Consider the following 19,233-nt stretch of genomic DNA (forward strand, 5'->3'; position numbering starts at 1 on the left):
AATGCCAGACGTGTCGCCACCCGATATGACAAGACTGCAGAAAGCTACCTCCGCTTCATTGACATCACATCGATCCGACTCTGGCTGCGTCAATTGTCAACATAATCTAGGGCGGCAACCTCAGAAGCGACTTAATCGGTGCTCGAGCACTGCTCAGCTGCATGCCATAGATGGACTGATTGCCTAGTGACCGCGGGTTTGAAGCAGACTGATTTCGAGATGCACTGAAGGAAAAGTAATAAGAGACCGCATCGCCGGTCGAAAGCAGCGCAAGACGCTAAACAGGTACGAAAAGTACAGATGCAAACCATGAACCGGCACTGAGTTCATGTTTGGCAGGAACAACTGTTGGAGGTGTGTAGCCTCTCGCTATGACCGTTGCCCCAAGATCACCTTTCGGTCATTGCCCCGCAGAAACCCTCTACTACCGGCTACGAAACCTGAACCTAAGTTTGCATTCAGAATCGCAATATAGTCTGGCGCCTAAATGCTATCTAACCCTGTAAGTTCTGGTAGAGAAATTTGCAATGAATGGAGCAAGCGCGCAGGATTTACTACGATAAGTTGGGTTCGAGCGCTGCCGAATCCTTCGACATCGCCCTTTCGATCTCAATCAAGCAATTCTAACAAAACTGTTGCGGCTACAAACTAGATTGATTATTTTCAAGATATTGGGGTGTACAATTTTGTCGATGGGCAGGTTGACAAGTGTGGCCCGTGATGACGTATCAATATAGTGAGGACGCTGTATCTGAATTAATGATAGTCTTTTCAAGCAGACTGCGAGCGCATTTGACCAAGCACCGAGGTTGAATTTATGTTTCGATTTTCTGACAATTCCGACAAACGGACTTAGAAAATGTTCGTGCACCGAAAGGCTAAATCCCCTGACCTCCTTAGAACGTTGGGTCTCGAAGAACAGAAAAATACACTTGCAGAAACGCATTCCCATCAATTCTCATTTCACATCGTTGCGATAGCAAACGCAACGGACGGGGTTTGACATTGAGTTCAGACTTTCCCTCCAAACCTAGTCACATAGATGGTAGTACTTGGCTAAATTTGGCACGATTTAGGGCATCTATCGATTCTCGCATAGCGTCTCGATCATTTTCCATTTTTGAATCATTAAAAAATCGGACTCATTCATTTACCGGCTCACAGCCCACTTCGGTCCTTTTCATATTTGGGTGCCAGCGTAGTGGCACGACCCATCTTGAGCGCCTATTCCGCGCCGATCCGAGGTCCGTCGTTTTTGGTGAGTTTAGTGAATTGTCTGTGCAACCGAATAAAACGGTTTGGGCTCCAATAGCTCAGCTTGAGAAGCGGTTGCAAGCTGGTCGGGGTGCTTACGCTGTGGCGCGATCATTATTGGCCTCGCACCGGGCAAGCGAGATAGTTGACGCTTTTCCTACTAGCCGTGCCGTCTGGATGTACCGCCCTGCTGGACCGGTCGTGAATTCCATGTGGGTCAAATGGCGGGGCATGTTCAAAGAGATTTCTCGCCGGGTGGAAACTGATTTGTCAGGGCACTGGGACCTTGCACCGCTCTGGAAGCATCTAGAGCGGGACATGACGACACTTAGTAGTGCTTCACCAGAGACTGAAGCTTGGTGGCGTGACCTATATGGGCTTTACTGGCATGCCCGAAACGCCACATACTTTGACCTTGAACTACCGATCGATTCTCGAATATCACTGCTCGGATATGAGAGTTTGCAAGACCATCCAAAGGGAAACGTTGACGCACTAACCCGTGCAATTGGGATTAAGCCAGCGCGCGTCAGATTTCCTTTGAAGACCCGAACTTCGAAATCCAGCAAACCACATGGTGAGAATTTCTCTCCAAAGATTCAAGATATGTGCGACGCTCTACATGCTCGGCTGCAAGTCGCAGAGGAGCACGGGCAATGACGCTTGCAGTAGTCACGGATGATCCAAATTCGGTCGCGGAAACCTATGTCCGGCAGCATATTCGGTTGATTTGCCCAGGAGACACAGTATGCGTTAGTTTCTCCAATTCATCGCAATATACTGAAGTTCCATCGTTTTTTGCTCGGGATCGATCGCTGGGGATCAAAGGAAAAGTCGAAACTCTGTTGACGCGGCTTCGCACTGGGTACGGCGCTGCTTTGTCCCAGCGTGAAGAGGCTAGGCTCGAGACCTTTCTGGATGCACACAAGGTCACCGCAGTATTGGCCGAATTCGGTACTATTGGCTTATCGTTGCGTGTGTTGTGTAAGAAAATGCGGCTCCCACTTTTCGTGAATTTCCATGGCTATGATGCCACAGTATTAGCGAGCCGCAATGATGTGCGCCTTGGCTATCGCACCTTAGCAAGGGATTGCGAGGGGGTGATCTGCGGATCGCAGTATTTTGGCAGTAAACTTCAAAAACTTGGTTTTCCCGACGAAAAAATAATCGTCAACCCTTGCGGCGTCGAATTGGATCAGTTTTCCGCAACTTCCGAAAAAGATCCCAATCTTTTGGTGGCAGTAGGTCGTTTGACTCGCAAGAAGCGCCCCGATCTATCTATTCGCGCCTTCGGCATAGTGCATGCAATGTATCCCGATCTGCGGCTGGAGATGATAGGAGGCGGTGATCAATTAAAGGTATGTGAAGAACTCATCGCGGATCTTGGATTATGCTCGGCAGTTCGTCTGCGAGGGTCGCAACCGCATGACGAAGTAAAGAGGATGCTAGCGCGCGCAAGTGTTTTTGTGCAGCATAGTGTCACTGCAGAAAACGGGGACCAAGAAAGCCAAGGTATTTCGCTATTGGAGGCAATGGCGTCTGGCGTTCCGGTTGTCACGACCGACCACAACGGATTTTCGGAAACTGTTGTGGTCGGAAAAACTGGCTTCTTGTCGCCCGAAGCGGATGTCGAAGCAATGGCCGCCAATATAAAGCGCCTCTTCATGGACCATTCGTTGGTCGAACGGATGGGGCGCGCTGCCCGGGCCCATGTTGAGCATCGTTTTGATGCAAGACATCTGTCGGCTCGGCTACGATCTTTGATTTTTGATGACCAAGTGCGCGCGACTTATAAACAGAAACTTCAGGTTTCGTCATGATCCGCGTGGCGTTCGGTTCGGTTCCCAAGGATGGGGGAACCTTCACTTTCTATCGAAATTTGCGCCCTTCTTTGTTGCACCACGGAATTGACTTGCGATGTGTCTCCGTTGGGCGGGATCAGGCGGACATGACCGAGGAACAATTTGTTGACGACGGATGTGTTCAACTGGCCTCTAAGACATCAGATTTAAAGCGGCAATCGAAGCGGTTTGCGCAGTGGTGCGAGGACGAAGGTATTCATATCGCAATGGGCGTGAATTCTCCTGCGATCCTCAGCGCGTTGCCTCACCTGTCAGAGGAAGTGAGGGTTGTCGCACGGTGCGCAAACGGATTTGACGAAGGCTATCGCTTGACTATGATGGGACAAAGTCGACTTGCGCGTATCGTTGCCTTGGTGCCTCGATTGCAAAATGATTTAGTGGAGCGATTTGGCGCGGATCCCAGCTCCATCGTTTTGATCCCAAACGGAACATCTCCTGAACAATTCGCCGACGCCGCTGCCCGTGGACGTGGACGTGGGATCGCAAAGCCTATTTCGTTGGGATTTCTGGGGCGACTTGAGCACAATCAAAAGGGTGTGATGCATATTCCACCCGTGCTCGAAAGACTTGAGGCGCAGGGTGTAAATTATCGACTTAGGATTGCAGGAAAGGGTAAACACGAAGCTGAACTACGTGCGGCTCTAGCAACACATGTGAAGGATGGTCGAGTTATATTCGTGGGGACATTAGCTCCAAGTCAAATACCAGCCTTTCTTGGTGAAACAGATGTTTTTTTGTTTCCGTCGCACTTCGAAGGATGCCCAAATGCACTGCTTGAGGCTATGATGGCAGGTGCGGTACCGGTAAGTTGGCGCTTGAGTGGAATCACTGACTTTTTGCTGAAACACGAACGCGACGGGTTTCTCTTGGAGGTTGGCGATACGACCGCTTTTGCCAAGGCAATAGCAAATTTGGCGCATAATCCAGCGATTTTGGAAAGAATGAGCAAAGCAGTCGCCGAAGAGGCGCGTTCGCGTTTTTCTACGAGTGCTTGCGCATTGGCGTATGCAAGATTGTTTTCTGAAGTGATGCGCTGTCCTACACCAGAATTCCAACGGTTGCCTTGGTCAGAATTTAAGATCGATCCGTTGTTTCGGCAAAAACCATTGTCTCGGCTTCTTACACAGAACCAACGTCAGATCGTAAAAGCCAAACTCACACGAATGACAAGTTTAAAGCGATTGCCGCCTGTAGCGGCACCAAAGTCTCCTGAGATAGTAAAAAACTGCAGCCAACTGCGCGTGCACCAAATAATAAATAGCTTTGCGCATGACCGTGGTGGTGCCGAACGAGTGGTTCGTAACCTGCATCGCGGACTCCGTTCGGCGGGATTGGACTCTCGCCTTGTCTCACTCGAGAGTTGCGCTTTGACTAACCTTGAATCGGCCACTTCACTTGGACTAAGAAGCTCATATGACCCGCGTGCTTTGCTACGTTTGGATGCTTACGCCCGTGAGATTGGCCCAAACGATATAGTACATGTACACCTTTTTCCGGCGAGTGCGTACTCTGCAGCCTTGGCACAGTGTGGTCGTTTAAATTGTCATTTTATTTTTACTGAGCATAGCACTTCCAACCGCCGTCGGGAGAGTGCTCTCGGTGAATTTGTGGACAGGCAGGTTTATAGACCCTACGAAAAAGTAGTCGCCATTAGCAAAGGGGTAGAACACGAACTGCTGCGGGCGCGGCCATGGCTTGTGGGAAGAACGACTATCGTAGAAAATGGTAGTATTTTGCCGTTCAAAGAACCGCCTCGAAGACTGGTCGGAGACGTAACTCGGATCGTGTCAGTCGGACGCTTGAGTCCGGCGAAGAATTTCGAGCGAGCGATCGAGGCTATTGCTCTGCTAAAGAGGCGGAATATTCGCTACACGATTGCTGGAGACGGTCCGCTGAGGTCAAAACTTGAAAACCTTGTGTCTCGGCACGGACTTTCCGACATCATTGATCTGCCGGGATTCGTGCAAGATGTGCCTGGTCTACTTCGCAACGCAGATGTATTTTTCATTCCGTCGGAGTGGGAGGGCTTCGGTTTGGCAGCCGTTGAAGCAATGAATGCTGCCCTACCAGTCGTAGCATCCAATATTCCGGGACTAGGAGAGGTGGTCGGGCCCGAGGGCGGCGCAGTGCTGCGGATAGATCCCTCGAAAGTAAGTGGAATGGCGCAAGCCTTGTCACGCTTGATCGACGATCCGGAACTACGCTTGGCAATGGGCACTCGCGGATTTGAGCGATCACAAGGTTTCGGGATTGATCGATGCGTGGATGAGTATCTTGCACTCTACAGATCGCTTTGGGGGTCGCAGCAATATGGCGTATAGCGTAGAATAAAAAACTTCGGGATTCAGTTCTTCTATCTGTTTGAATTAGTCAATTAACAAGAGCTACGTTGATTAGTTTTCAGGGAATCAAACATTCGCAATAGTCTTACTGGACTTAGTTGATTAGCTTACAGAATTGTTAGAAGGGACAGGATGCAGGTGTGAGTTGGCCTTTGCAAATCATGTGTGTAACCTCAATCCCGTCCAATATTGCATCTAATCCATCTAGTGATGCCACGTTAACTTCCGTTTGGTTCTGCATGCCTGAAAATGGACGTCGGTGACATTGATGAAGTCATCGGCGATGATCTACTAGCGGAACCGCTTTCCTCCTCAGATCATCACGCACGCGGTGTGTCTGTACGTTTGTTTCGATCTGAGCCTGCGGGAAGACGATGCGATACTGCTACAGCCCGGGACCAAGGCGTCTTACGAAACCGCCCGGCGTTACTTTGCGAAGTCCCAGCCGCTACTCGTTCGAAAACTACGGCCAGGTCATGGTCGTCCAGATGTTATTCGGCATCTGGGCGAAGTTGTAATTAGGATCTCTGATCGAAAGTATTGCCACTGGCTCGGGGTCCATCGGCATGGCGTCGTTCTGGACGAAGTTCTCCAGCCGAATCGGGACAAACGGGCAGCAAAACGGCAGGTACGTCGCCTAACAATGCGTCTTGGTTTCATTCCCAAGGGGATCATTCCGCAAACTGTAATCATGTGGTCCCCATCTGGGGGAAGCCGCCATGAAGGCGAGCAATTGCCCATGTGACTACTACTTATGAAACTGAATTCCTCTTACGTGTTTAACGTCATGAACCTGGAAACTACTCATTGCCAGATCGACCGCGATAATCAAGACCTCGATATCGTAGTCCTTTTCGTTGCGCGAATATGAACCAAACGAATTTGAAAAATTAGGATGCCGTAAGGGAAGGACGGCAACCAACCCATCTACTTCAATACCCCAGAATATTTCTCAAGTTAAATGCCGGACGATAGGAACTCCTCTGAAGGCCAATTTCAATTTTTCATTTATGAAACTAAAAGCGGGTTTATCGGACTAAATCGCATTGAAAAAGAAAGACGCACAATCGAGCGCGTGCTAACTATCGGTTTCGAATTAGATACGGGGCTAGCAGTTGGCATGGCGAACGGAAGGTTGGTGGAACTAATTTTGTGGCAGTAGCGATCCTGGCCGTTTGCTAAACCGATGTATTGCGAACGTAGGGATGCCCTCTCCGCTTGAATTGCGCGCGACTCGAATGAACCGGGAAATGCCTGAGGCAAGTAAGCAAACCAATTATGAAGTAAAACATCATTGCGCCACGCGGTGTAGACACCATGGCATGACCAAAGACTGCCCATGGTGCAATTCCTAACACACAAGCCAACAAAGCCTGACTTAGATATTGGCCAATACCTGACCGCCGGCCTTTAACATGCTGCAATGCATAATAGAATGCGCTTGCTAGCAGGAACATATGAAGCATTGCTGCTAGCATGCCATTTGTATAATACGAAACGGCAAACAATGCGTGGTTCGCCTTTCCTGCGACCTCTGGTACGATGGCGTTGGAACGATTAATCGCGAGCCCTTGACCTGCAATAATAAACCTCGGATTTTCGATTACATGTTCGAAAGGCTCAACATAGGCCATCAAACGCTCGCTCTCGCGTTCGTCTTCCAACGGATTGTCAAACACCGCCGCTGTCCTATTGGTCAGTCGATCAAAAAAGAATACCTCTGAGTTGACGCCAACCATCATAACCAAAAACACCCCGAACCCGACAGGCAGTAAAATACCCTTTTTGATCTTGCTGAGGCCAATTAATAGGACGAAGATAATAATCAGCACTGTACCCAAGATTGGTCCTCTGGAGTAACTCATCAAAACCCCCATTGGTGCTAAGAAACAAGCAAGCATCGCAATGGTCCGCCATCTCCCAATGGGACCGGGCCAACTAAACAATAGTGCGGCCAGAGGCCACGTCATATTGATAAAGCTGGCGCCCAAAATTGACACACCTACCAATGTGCGCCCTCTGCTACCCGTATCATCCGTTGCAAGCTGCATAGCGGCTACCTGCCGCCCCGCTGGGTCGAGAAAAATGTTATCAAGGACATAGCGGGCTACAAAATCTCGAGTTTGAGGGAGAGAGGTCAAAATCATCATTGAGGCCGTGACAATCAGCCCGAGCGTTCCCGCCTTGATTACAAGCTTTAGGTCTTCGGAAGTCCGAATAAGCTGACCAGTCGCAAAGTAAACCGAAAATGCAAGCGCCATGCGCACCCCCTGGTAAACATGCTCGAAAATAGAACCTGTATAGATAAACCCTACGAGCTCTCCGATCATCGTGAAGACAAACAACGCCAAAACAATCCGTTGAAATGGTCTTCCATTGGAGCCAAAATCAGGACGTTGATTGGCATAGAAGACAATCAAGAAAATCAAAAAATCAATAATGTATATTGGTATTGGGCCAACACGTATGTTCAGTTTGGGAACCGCAGTCAGCACAAAAACGAAAATCGCCATTGCGATGACACCTTGGGAGTGCTGTCTAAACATTCACAATCTCGCAAATAAACTGGCGGTAAGCGCTGTTTTTGTGGAAGGCAGCCGTTCATCAAAGAGAGCCACACGCTGAAGAGTAAACTTTCTCATATCCTGCCTTTTCTGCAGATCATTGACCGGTAGCGCAATAGCTGCCCGATCACCTGAGATTCCTCGAGCAGGCCGATTGTTCTGTCGGCGCGCAAGATATCTGGTAGGCCCGCGCTGGTCTGATACAATTATAGCAGATCTACACAAACGTTTTCTACTGCTGCCAGCCCAAGCCCTTTCAAAGTGAAGATTATCTGGAGAATGCTTCCTGATGATGGCACGCTAACTTCCGAATGGTTGTTCATGCCTGCGAATGAACATCGGTGACATTCATGAAGTCATCGGCGATGATCTACAAGCATCACCGCTTCCCCTCCCCTCCTCAGATCATCGCGTACGCTGTGTGGTTGTTCGTTTGTTTCGATCTGAGCCTTCGGGGAGTCCAAGACATTCTGCTGCAGCGCGGGACCAAGGCGCCTTACGAATCCGCCCGGCGTTGATTCACAAAGTCCGGGCCGCTAGTCGCTCGAGATCTCTGGCAAAGTCAGGGTCGTTCAGATGTTGTCCTGCATCTGTTCCAATTTGTAACGAGAATAATTGGTCGCAAGTATTGCCACTTGTGCGGGGTCGCTCAGCATGTAGTCGTTCTGGGCGAAATTCTTCAGCCGACACGGGACAACCTGGTGGTAAAACGGCAGTTGCTCCACCTAATAAGGCGTCTTGTTTTTGCTCTTAAGGGGATCAGTACAACAAACTGCGCTCATGTTTGTCCCAGCCAAGGGAATGTCACCTTGAAGCCGAGCAATTGTCGGCGTGGGTGCTTCTTATAAATCGGAGTTCCTCTTACGTGTTGAACACCAAGGGCTTGGAAATTACTCTTTGCCAGATCGACGGCAACCATCCCATCTACTTCAATGCTGCAGGATATGTCTCAAGTTAAAGGCTATGCGCTAGAAACCCAAAATTTGTGATACTGACAGATAGATTCTGCGCGCATTAAAATGACAAATTTCTAACTAGTTTGAAGCCATTTTCCTAAACTCAAAGTTGTTTTCAATTAGCTCCTCGTACGTTCCTGTCTGACTAATTTTCCCCTTGTCTAGAAAGATAATTCGGTCGCAGTTTCTTATTGTGCTCAGCCGGTGCGCGATCATAATAATCGTCCGCTGGCCACTCATCTGAGAAATTTCACTAATAAGTTCGCGTTCTGTATTATTGTCTAAAGCGCTTGTGGCTTCATCAAATATCAGAACCTGAGGCTCGTAATAGAGCGCTCTAGCTATTCCCAACCGCTGTTGTTGCCCCCCTGACAGTCGAATTCCACGTTCGCCGATCACGGTTTCAAAGCCGTTTGGAAGATCATTGGTGATAAATTGATATAGTTTTGCCGTTTTTGCGGCTCGCTCTAATTTTTGAGTCGATATCTGTGATTTCTCGACGCCTATTGCAATGTTTTCTGCTACACTCGCGTCAGACAAGAAAATACTTTGCGGCACGTAACCAATATTCGCCTGCCAGTTGCGAACATTATTGGAGTCCACCCTAGTGTCGTCGATGAAAATGCTCCCACCGCTTGGTTCAAGTAGTCCAAGTAATACATCAACTAGAGTTGTTTTCCCGGCCCCAGTAGTCCCGACAATACCCAAGCTTTCGCCATTGCGTATTTCTAAATCGATTTGCTGGAGGCCAGGTGCGGACGCTTCTGGGTAATTATAGTAAACCGAATCAATTCTTATCGACTGGTCGAATGGCATAGGAGCAATAGCAGACCGTGGAAACTTCCGTAACTCATCCATATACTTAATGTCTTTGTACACATTATCAATTGCCGAAATACTTAGCCTAAATCTGATGAACGAGTTATACATGGTCTGCAGAATGGGAAGCAGTCGGATCCCAGCAAAAACATAGAGTCCAAGCAATGGAAGAGCAGAATCAATAGAACCGTCATTTTTCTTAAACAGCGTCAAGGTTAAAGCTATTATGCCACCAAATGCGATTATCTCTAAGCCGTATCTGGGGACGCGGCTAATCGTATTGGTGAGCGCTTTTGTTTGAGCAAGTTCTTTTGCGGCTTCTGAATAGCGAGTAAAAGCAAAATTTTCTGAGCTTGATAATTTTACTTGTTTAATTCCCGAGAATGTTTCGTTAACCCTTCTAAATCTAATCTGATTTGCTTTGAGCATTATTTCGCCCTTGCTTTTTGTCAGTCCTCTTAAACATAGATAAAGGAGAAGATAGCTGGTTCCTATTGCGGCAATCGAAGTTACCGTTATTAGCGGATTGGCCCAAACGAGAAGTGCAGAAATCAACACAAAGCTCGTTCCAGAATTGAATAAGTTAACAGCAGGCTGATAAACACCGGAGACTACGTTCTGAGCTTCCTGGAGAATTAAAGTTCCCATCTTGGACGTGTTACGGGTTAGGAAATATGAGTATGGCTGCCTAAGATAGGATTGTAGTAATTTACGTGACAAGCTTAGTTCGCGCGACGCAAGCCATCTATTGGTAGCATAAACAGTAGCAACTTTTAGGATCGCGCTCATAACAAGAACAAAGAGCACCAGTAGCCCAAGCATAAAAAGAAAATCTTCTACAGAAGTAGAGCCAATAGACTGATATATTCTTGATGCGTATGAATTTGTTTCAACTAACTCGGGTTTGGCGAGCACTGATAAGAATGGAAGTACTGAAGCAATCCCAATAGTTTCGGAAACACCCTTTAGAACGGTGAAACATAATAGCAAAATACCTGTCCGCTTCTCGCTGCGACTCAACATACTGAGGGATTTTTTGAGAACTTTCATTAATTTAAGCGGCCCATGCAATTTTCTGCCATGTTGTTCTCTTTCACTTGCGAAACCTGCATTCAAAAAAAGCTGAATATTCGTTATATTACTAAGTGTCACATACCAACGCCCTCTGTCCAGCCCCATTCTAAAGGTGTTGCCCTCGATGCGATTTGCGTGCTAACTGGACCAGATTAGCGATGACAATTTTACATTAGTTGCGAGGCCACCGAATAAAGCTGATGCTCGGAATTTGGGCTGCTTGAATGGGCATTCTAGGCACCAGTTGCTACATTCGTTCACGCTTTCGAAATGAGAGACGGATGTTTTCAGCTCGATTGCTCAATCCATTATTCGACCAATGCCGCAATCCTGGTGCAACTTATCCCTTGGCGGGGGCCATGTGAGTGCAGTTTGTCGTAATGATCTCTTGATGGAGGAAACTAAGACACCTTATTAGGCGGCATGCCGCATGGGGTTGGCAGTATTAGCTTCGCGTTAGTATTGCCGAGGCAATTTGAGCGGTTTTATTGGCCATGGCCATGGTTGCTAATCTTGAAACCTTTCGCTCCAATAGTGCGATTGCCCATGGATCTACGCGGTCCGAATTCTACTTCATGTTTCTCAGTTGTGTGTCCTATCTGATACCAATTGGCGTCTGACGTATCTGACTCCAATTTTTGAGATGCGCCCGAGGCGTACTTTGCCACCGCTGGATCGGTTCAAAGGGGTCAGTCCCAACAAAGCAGCAAACTCTCGTCCATCGCGAGATTGGTGCCCATCGCCCGCTGTAGCGATGATCGCCGAGGCCGTTGCGGGGCAAACCCCGGGAATGGTTCGTAATACAATGACCTAACGGTCTCTTCGACCTTCAAGCAGGCTTCGTTTACCATACCAGAAAATACGTAGATGCAGAGCCACCTCCTGATTGCACAGGTTCGTCAACACATTGATGGCTACTTCAGGAATGCTTGGACGATTACCGTCCAGCGACACCGTTGCAAATTTCACGGCGCTCCCAATTCTTTGGGTAATCACAATACCGAACTCGCTCAACAAACCGCAAAGCACATCGCTGAGCTGGGTCCGTTGCCGTACGACCATGTCTCGGGCACAGTGGAGGAACAGGACACCCTTCTGTTCTTCGGTCTTGATCGCTACGAAACGCATCGTGGGGCGCATCACAGCCTCGCAAATTGCCTCGGCATCAATGGCGTCAGACTTGCTCCGTTTGACGTAGGCCTTCACGTACATCGCAGGCATCAGCCGGAATTCGTGGCTCAACATTTGAAACTACCGCGCCCAGCAGTGGCTCGACACGCACGCTTCCATACCGATGAGACAGGGTACAAATTTTTCGAAAAATTACAAAAGCTTTGACCGCCTGAGCGACTTGTAGAACGCGACGGTTCCCTCCCCGGTGATCCCGTGCACCCAGACGATGTTCTTAGCCAGATCTAGGCCGATTGTTGTAAACTGCCGTGGGTGGCTCCTCTCCTAGCAGTAGACAACAGCTGCAATATGGCGTATGGAGACGCCGCTGGAGCAGGAGCCATCACCTCACCCGCTTAAACCGTCATCGATCAGTTTCTGAAGCCGTGTTTTAAGAGCTTCCGGTACAATTGCAGACCAGGGTTTTCTCCATTTCGGTTTCGGGGACCAGTGGTCATATGCGCTACACATAAGCAACGAACAGTTACCCATAACTCATATTTTTCAAAAACACTTGTGAGATGCGGCGCAATCTTTATGCGGCCCAACAATAACAAGACACTTCGTCTTGAGAAATTTTCTCGATGCCGTTCAACGAACTCGACAAGCATTTCATCCTCACCTTCCTGCATGTTGGAGGGTTGCTTGAATATCATGTTCATTGTTTCAAGTGCGCAGCCAATTTCCTTTTCGCCCTGCGCTACTCCCGAGTGATTGCTAACTCGCCTGCTGACAAATTCGTTTGAAATGCTCTGTCTGACTGCCGAACCAACACAGGTATGCAACCACACATCAACGTCATGTGATCCACCGAAATGCCTCGCTCGTTCATGAATTGTTTCTAACCCTAGAACAATGTGCCATTGAGGTCAAAGAGAAACACCGCGAAGAAGAAGATTTTCCCGAAACATTGTGCGCATTAGAAGCATAACATGAACTGATTTTCGTCATCATTTTAATGAAGATATTTGCCAGCAGGCAGCGCGAGCGTAATTAGTCAACAAACTGAAACCGACCCGGGCAACTGTCTACAATTCTACTGCACATAGTAGTCTTGGTATTTGCCTTTGTAGTAGTTGTATCCATCGTATGAATATTTCTTGGCTCGTGCTTCGTTCACCATAGTCATTACAAGACCCGCAATAGGTGCACCCACGGACTGCAGTTCTTTCAAACCCTCCAACACAGCGCCACGCGGGGTTTTGTCCCATCGCACAGCGTAAACCACCGCATTCGCCAGTTTTGATAGGATTCTCGCGTCTGTTACCACTAGCGCTGGTGGCGTGTCGAGGATCACCAGATCATAGTCGTTACATAGGGCATTTATCAGGTGAACAAATCTTTGCGAAGATAATACGTCGGCGGCATTGATCGAAGTTCTTCGTTCTCTGGTACGGGTCATGAGTACATGTACACCTGAAGTAGGCTCCTCGTAAATCGCGTCTTTGATTGATGCTGTTCCATCGATCACAGACAGCAATCCAGGTTGTTTACCAACGTCTTTGAGCATGTCCACGAGTGAAGGCATTCGCAGATCACAATCGACGATAATCGCCGATTTTCCCATCTGGCGACTCGTCATAGCCATCAGCATAGCACTTGTGGTTTTGCCTTCTCGCGGAACGCTAGAGGTGAACATAACCACTTTAGGTGGGTTGTCCACGTTTGAAAGCAGGATACTGGTCCTGAGGTTTCGGACGGATTCCGCTAGCGAGGAATTCGGTTTGGCTCTCAAATGATCCAGAATAGCTTGACGTTTCGTCCTAGAGCCAATCGAAGGCAGAGTGCCTAAAACCGTCATACCTGATAACTCTTCTAATTGTATGGGCGAGCGGAAGGTATTGTTCAGGAAGTCTAATAAGAAAATTAACCCCACACCAATCAATCCACCCATCGCCATTGTTAGAAGCATTGTGCGCCGTTGTTGCTGCGATTCTGCGCGGAGAGGGATTTCAGCAGGTGATAAGATGCGTGCGTCTGCCGCTTGCAAGTCTTCCTGTACATCGGCCTCCTGCAAGCGACCAAAGAAAATCTGGTAAAGACCTCTACTAGCCTCGGCTTCGCGCTCAAGTTGGCGCATCGCAACCTCATCTGCCGCCTGAGCAAACGCTTTCTCCTCAAGTTCGCGTACTTGCGCGATCAAAGCCGCTACTCGCTCTCGTGCAGCGATCTGGTCATTTTGTACAGCTACGACGATCTTACCGGCCTCTTCGAGAACTTGCTCGCGGACCTGTTCACGAACTTCTTCGAGTTGCCTTTTGGCAAGTACCAAAGACGGATTGTCTTGTGTTACCGATGCGTTCAGAGTTGCAACACGGGCGGCGATTTCGGTTTCCTGTTGCCTTATTTGTGAGATTACAGGCGATGCTCGGAATTCTGAAACAGTGTCCAAACGATCTGGTGCTTTCAATGCGTTGTTCAATCTTTTGTAATCTGACAGTAGGCGCGCGCTTTCACTTCGCGCCTGAAGTAGGTTCGCGTTAAGCTCCGCTAGTTGCTGTTGAGTTATTTCTAGGCTCTGACCTTGCTCTTTGGCGAGATCGGCGCGGGCAGCCTCAATTCTATCTTCCGCTGTTTTCACATCATCGCGCAATTGGTCCACCCGAACGCTGAGCCAGCTTGTAGCGGCTTGTGTCGCTTCGAGTTTGGCTTCTAGCTGGTCGACGATGTACTGATTTGCAATGGCATTCGCGACATTGGAAGCCGTATTCCGGTCCGTTGAGACGAACGAGATACCGAGCACATTGGAATTACCTATCGGATTCAATTCTAGATTACGCAAAACGTTTCGTACGATCACTTGGCGCAGCCGCTCTTCGCGTGCGGTCCGACGGGCCTCGGTGTCGGCAACAGGAGGCGAAGGTGGCGCAACGAGACCAAAGTCGTCCATGAGTTCGACGATTTTGGGCGGAAGCGAAATATAGCTCCCTGCGCGCTCCATAAGACTTGGCACGTACTCGCGCAACACCGGGTTGAATTCTGGGTCCTGGTCCAGGTCCAGTTGATCCACCACACGTGTGATCAGATTGGTTGAAGAGAGGATGAGCATCTGATCCGCTAGTCGAGACCTATCAAACCCTTCTTCATCCAAGATACTTTCGATGATGTTACTTCTTTCAATGTCGAACATCACCATCGCAGTCGCCCTGTATGTTGGGATGACTTGAGAATTCGACAGATAAGCAACTACATAGGCTATAAGTAAGCTAACCGCTATGATCCACTTTCCACGCCAGAACTTAGAGACAAGCCCACGAACATCAATCGTGTCGTTGATCTCACCGACAGGGCCTGGCTGAGATTGTGTCATATTGATCGGTTCTGAAAGGACAAAAGGCTCAACGGAATTCTTCAATTTATACCCATTCGAAAGATTCCAATTTTAGACCAAAAACGAATGTCTTGTGGTTGTGTAAACTTGTGCAGCAAGAGTTTCGCAAACCGCCATCTTTGAGATTTTGTATTCATGTAAATCATGTAGTTTCCTCATCCAAGCTCTTCAAGTTAGAGCATTCTTGCTTACGAGAGCCGGTACTCATTTGTATATTGCATTCATAAATGGATGATCTGGAAAAATATTACCATGATTTATTTTTCAAAACCCGAATAAATGAACGGGTTATTTCGCTGTTGTTTTGAGAGCGGCATAGATGGAGCTGGCGTTTCGACTATCCTGCCAGTTGTACAACAGATTTAACGAAGGGCGTCCATGCGTGAATTGACCATTGCGGATCATGTTAACAAATTCGATGTCGGCTTGGACGGGTGCAGCTGAAGCAAACGACCTAAACCCCAGCATGAAACTGATCCGGCGCTTGATAAACTGTTGATCCCGTTTAATGTTATTGCTGAGGCATACCCGCCTGACCATCTCACTAAGTATCGAAGAGCGATAGCTTCTTGAGCATCTTGTTAGTCACCTGGATTCCGGCCGAGTTCGCTTAGCTTTTGCCGATGTCAATTTTATGTGATAATTCGTTCACCTCTAGAATATGAGTGAAGTACTGCGTCGCCGCAGCTTTCTACCGCCGCTTGCACAGCATAGAATCCGACCTTCTTCTGAATTTGTCGATGGCTCGGAAAAGGTATAAACAATGATATTATACTTTTATATCATTCTCATCCCTGCCACGTGAACGATCTGCGGCACACTCAACGATATCGCGCTGCATCGCCCCTGAGGCCGGCAAAGCATCCCATCCGGTGGTTCAATGTCGCATGATCCACCGGGACGCCTGGTTCGGCCATGATTTCTTCCAGATCTCGAAAAGAAACAATGTGACACTGGTAGAAAAAGACACCGTACAAGATCATGCCCCTCGGAAATGCGCGCGTTTGATTGAGATCACTGCTGCCTGTTCCTCTCCAATAACCCAATGCAACGATAAGGTGGATTATATCTGATACAGCGGGCTTCAAAAATTCGCGACATATTCCGGCATTATTCAACAATACGTGCACTTTTATCAGATTGTTTACCTGCGACTCGCTGTGTGCGCATTTGGTCGATATTAACTGCTCCGAAATCGTGACATTTGCCAACTAAGTTGGTAACATCGTAACAAAGGTGCATCGGTGTGTGGGTATGGTAGTGAGAAATTCTGAAGAAGATGGCATTGAAAACACGGAGCGCAGAGAAGTTCTTGCAGCGCTTTTGAAGTATACCGCGGTCGTTGGGGGAACATCGACAGTCGTGCTCTCAGCATCCGAAGCAGTTGCTAAGTCGGCAGCGAGCGGGACTGGTTACCATCCAGACGATGAAGACGATGAGAGAGTCCGCTGGAAGAAAAAAAAGCGGAGAAAAAAACGGAAGAAACGCAGGCGCGCTAATCGTCGAGCCAGGTTGTTCTGGGGCGATGATAAATAGTAAAATCGCTAAGGTTGCTTGAGTTGGGCAGGTCGCTGGCTGGATTCGACGCTATCCAATGTGCGTCAAGAAAGCTGCAAACCGCCCCGATTGGGGAATCATTTGTGCTCCACTCGGCTTCGAGCGGCTGTATTGTTGTAACTAATGCTCTAGGCGTTGCAGTGTTGGAACAAGTCAAGTCCGCAGGCGCTGCATCCTACATTGTGAACCAATTGACGGATGTCCTTGAAGTCAGTTCTGCTGACAAACAAGCATATATAAAAGTCGTTTTTGAAATTATTGACACTTGGCGAGCTGCCGGACTCTTTGAAGCGAAACCGGCACCATTTCCCCGCCCCGCGAAAGAAAGTCCGGATGTTGTCGCGAAACGCATTAGCTTCAGTGGTCCTGGGGGTCACTTAGTTGTCGAATTGGACAGCGAAATTTTATCCGGTGAATTGAAGCAGATTTTAGCCTGTTGTGATCCAAAGCAGTCCAACGCTCCTGCATCAGAAGTATTTCGATGTGTCACTGATGCACAGGGTGGTTTCGCCTTGAGCCTAAATGGTATTCCAATATGGAGCAGAACCGACCGGGATGAAGCGCGGTTCCTTTTGTTGAAGGAAGCGGCACAGGTTCTTTTCAACCCTACCGAAGTGGGCGCGGTGCTACATGGTGCAGCTGTCTTAGCTTCGAACGGCCGCGCCATGCTTTTCATTGCAGAAAGCGGATCGGGAAAATCCACTCTCAGCCAGGGGCTCATTGCCCAGGGGTTTGGGTTTCTGGCCGACGACCATATTCCTCTTTCGGCTGATGGACAATCGGTGTTTTCCTTTCCAACGGCAGCTGCAGTCAAATCGGGGGCAATGTTCCTGCCGGAGATCAAACAATTAGTAGCGCTGCATGGAGAGCCAAAAAGCGCACGAGAAAATGTTACGTACTTGTCCCTGCCCGCCGGAGCATCTTTGGGCTCCAAAGTGGATATTGGCGCGGTTATAGTGCCGGAATATATTGAGAACGGGGCGTTTGAGCTGCAACCCATGTCACCTGAAGAAGCCTTTTCAGCTTGTATAGTTTCTGGTGCGCGCGCCTGTCGCCGTGACCCTCAAATCCGGCCACTTGCTTCCCTTTGTAACGCGGTTCCATTCTACAAATTGCGGTATTCTTCATCCAAGCAATCTATTCGAGCTTGCATGGATATCGTAGCAACATGACCAGCGCCAAAGTACGCTTGTCCGACGCGCATAGAGCAGTTCTGCTCATTGCAAAAGCCTATGTTTCGGATGTCGTGCCTCACGAGTTGCCAGTTTTATTGCGTGCAACACAACCCGAAAATCTAGTGAGAATTGCCCAGGGCAATCATGTTCATGCATTGGTCGGGAAAGTACTTATCGAAGTGGCCCAATTGCGTGAGGCGGTGCCAAGGGATTCATACATATATTTTAGAACGATGTACGAGGCTAACCAGTCGAGATTGTCACAGGCGAGAAGGCAGCTTGAACAGATCAACACAGCGTTTGCACGGGCAAAGATTCCGTGTGTCGTCATGAAAGGTGGCGGGGATCTGCTGGACCCTTTGCACCAAGATTCTGGTATCCGTTTCATCGGAGATCTGGATCTCCTTGTGCCTCGTGATCTTACTGAGGCTGCAAAAGCGGCTCTTTACGAAATTGGTGCGACTACAGTGCCTGTCGCGCTGTCTCGATCAAACGGCAACATCAACCAACGCGGCGTTGCACACCCCCAACATCACTTACCTAAGATCCTGCATTCTGACTGGGAACTACCAGTGGAGCTTCATTTTGAAGTTGGCCGCGACCCGATGAATCAGATTCTACCGGCAGAAGAAGTATTGTCCCAAGCCATTGCGACGACATGTGGCCGTCTTATGATTATGACGCCCGAAGACCGCGCCTGCCACTTGATTGCACATGCCGATCACCATACTGGTGAGCTTGATTTGCGTTCATGGTTGGATTGGACGGAATTGCGCAGCAGATGCGATCCCATCGCCGTGCAAGCACGCCTTGAAAAGTATGGTTTGGCGGGTAATTTTGTTGTCTTTGAGGATATGTTTGAATCTTTGAAGTCTCCGGATGGTAGTGAGTTCTTGAGTTTGGAAAACCCTTCGACCGTTTCTACAATCGGCAGATTCGGTGGCACGCGCGGCCGCAAAATTCAGTATGTCTCTCGTCTTTTTGCGTCCAAGGTAAAGGCTCTTTCGAAATCGCCCGAATATCGCGGGTACATATTCTCTCGCCTGTTAAACCTATCGTGGTGGCGTGACGTATGTAAAAACCACTGGGCAAGAATAAGGAACCAGCGATGAGGGCGCCTAACCGGACG

At 48.7% G+C, this 19,233-nt stretch carries 7 protein-coding genes and 3 pseudogenes; 5 read left to right on the forward strand and 5 right to left on the reverse strand.

Features of this window, described 5'->3' with window-relative positions; genetic code table 11:
- The 3 genes and pseudogenes from ACR0IU_RS21700 to ACR0IU_RS21710 all read left to right on the forward strand — a co-directional run.
- A pseudogene (locus ACR0IU_RS21700) lies at positions 1-105 on the forward strand (IS5/IS1182 family transposase); the annotation flags it as partial.
- Positions 106-2,132: 2,027 nt separating this feature from the next.
- On the forward strand, positions 2,133-3,074 hold the full coding sequence (locus ACR0IU_RS21705) for a glycosyltransferase (RefSeq protein WP_480717717.1): 942 nt from the start codon (positions 2,133-2,135) through the stop codon (positions 3,072-3,074).
- 128 nt (positions 3,075-3,202) lie between these two features.
- A complete protein-coding gene (locus ACR0IU_RS21710) occupies positions 3,203-5,437 on the forward strand; it encodes a glycosyltransferase family 4 protein (protein ID WP_480717718.1) in 2,235 nt (744 codons plus the stop codon).
- 1,199 nt (positions 5,438-6,636) lie between these two features.
- Here ACR0IU_RS21710 and ACR0IU_RS21715 read toward each other — a convergent pair.
- From ACR0IU_RS21715 to ACR0IU_RS21735, 5 genes and pseudogenes are all read right to left on the reverse strand, one after another.
- The gene (locus tag ACR0IU_RS21715) at positions 6,637-7,971 is read right to left on the reverse strand and encodes an O-antigen ligase family protein (protein ID WP_480717719.1); all 1,335 of its coding nucleotides are present in this window, start codon (positions 7,969-7,971) and stop codon (positions 6,637-6,639) included.
- A 1,085-nt stretch (positions 7,972-9,056) separates the two neighbouring features.
- Positions 9,057-10,976 carry an ABC transporter ATP-binding protein gene (locus ACR0IU_RS21720; RefSeq protein ID WP_480717720.1) on the reverse strand — a complete coding sequence of 640 codons (1,920 nt, stop codon included), beginning with the start codon at positions 10,974-10,976 and terminating at the stop codon, positions 9,057-9,059.
- 340 nt (positions 10,977-11,316) lie between these two features.
- A pseudogene (locus ACR0IU_RS21725) lies at positions 11,317-12,296 on the reverse strand (IS110 family RNA-guided transposase).
- A gap of 781 nt (positions 12,297-13,077) precedes the next feature.
- Entirely contained in the window at positions 13,078-15,396 is a 2,319-nt protein-coding gene (locus ACR0IU_RS21730; protein WP_480717721.1) for a GumC family protein, read from the reverse strand.
- Between the two features lie 264 nt (positions 15,397-15,660).
- Positions 15,661-16,355: pseudogene (locus ACR0IU_RS21735) on the reverse strand (DDE-type integrase/transposase/recombinase).
- A gap of 717 nt (positions 16,356-17,072) precedes the next feature.
- Here ACR0IU_RS21735 and ACR0IU_RS21740 point away from each other — a divergent pair.
- Together ACR0IU_RS21740 and ACR0IU_RS21745 are read left to right on the forward strand one after the other, a co-directional pair.
- A complete protein-coding gene (locus ACR0IU_RS21740) occupies positions 17,073-18,101 on the forward strand; it encodes a hypothetical protein (RefSeq protein ID WP_480717722.1) in 1,029 nt (342 codons plus the stop codon).
- Positions 18,098-19,216, forward strand: coding sequence for a nucleotidyltransferase family protein (locus ACR0IU_RS21745; RefSeq protein WP_480717723.1), 1,119 nt, complete (start codon positions 18,098-18,100; stop codon positions 19,214-19,216). Before ACR0IU_RS21740 ends, ACR0IU_RS21745 begins: the two co-directional genes overlap by 4 nt.
- Positions 19,217-19,233 lie beyond the last annotated feature (17 nt).

The organism is Ruegeria sp. CL5 (assembly GCF_056536485.1).

Excerpts from the sequence above, each read along its gene's own strand:
- ACR0IU_RS21710 (WP_480717718.1), top strand. The coding sequence starts at position 3,203 with ATGACCGAGGAACAATTTGTTGACGACGGATGTGTTCAACTGGCCTCT.
- ACR0IU_RS21715 (WP_480717719.1), bottom strand. The coding sequence starts at position 7,971 with ATGGCGATTTTCGTTTTTGTGCTGACTGCGGTTCCCAAACTGAACATA.
- ACR0IU_RS21720 (WP_480717720.1), bottom strand. The coding sequence starts at position 10,976 with ATGGGGCTGGACAGAGGGCGTTGGTATGTGACACTTAGTAATATAACG.
- ACR0IU_RS21745 (WP_480717723.1), top strand. The coding sequence starts at position 18,098 with ATGACCAGCGCCAAAGTACGCTTGTCCGACGCGCATAGAGCAGTTCTG.